1 pseudogene is annotated in these 596 nt (G+C 66.3%); it reads right to left on the bottom strand.

What is annotated here, in order from left to right:
* Positions 1 to 128: 128 nt before the first annotated feature.
* Positions 129 to 245, bottom strand: a pseudogene (locus ACLBYB_RS32700) (IS110 family transposase); the annotation flags it as partial.
* Positions 246 to 596 lie beyond the last annotated feature (351 nt).

Below are 596 nucleotides of genomic sequence, written 5' to 3'. Positions count from 1 at the left end.
GCATTCGTCCCTGGGCTATCGGCCGCCCGCGCCCGTCAGCTACCCGGATCTGGCCTTCCGGCTACCCATGGCAGCGGCCATGCAGTAGCCTCCCAATCGGCTCGGTCCAAAATATCGGTCAGGTCAGTCAGCACCTGATCACGCCGCAGCTTCTTGCGGAAAACGACGGCGCCGCTCGTATCCGCGCCGTGAACCTGGAAGACTGATTTAGCGAGATCGATCCCGACTGTGCTAACCTCACCCATGGACGCCTCCTGCAGTGGTGTTGCAACACCTCCACTCTGGCACATCGATGCCGTCAGGGGGCGTCCACCCCTACGCTTTGGAGAAGCGCCGATGGCGGTCCGGGTGCCCGGGTTGGGTCGATTGCGGATCGACCGCTCAGGGTGGAAGAACGAACCCGCTCGCGCGGGATGGGTGGCAGCTTCGAGGTCCGCGGATTGATCCGAGCGTCCTGCGCCGATTGAGGGTCGCCCGGCCCGGGCGGACGATCCCGGCTCCCTTCGAGCGGAGCCATCCCATGACCGTCCTTGCCGTTCCCGCCGCTGCCGGCGGCTCGCTGCGTCAGCGCCTGATCGACGACATGACCCTGCGCC

This window comes from Methylobacterium sp. D54C (assembly GCF_053345595.1).
Note: the sequence above shows the minus strand (reverse complement) of the source record. Positions and strands in the feature narration are given on the sequence as shown.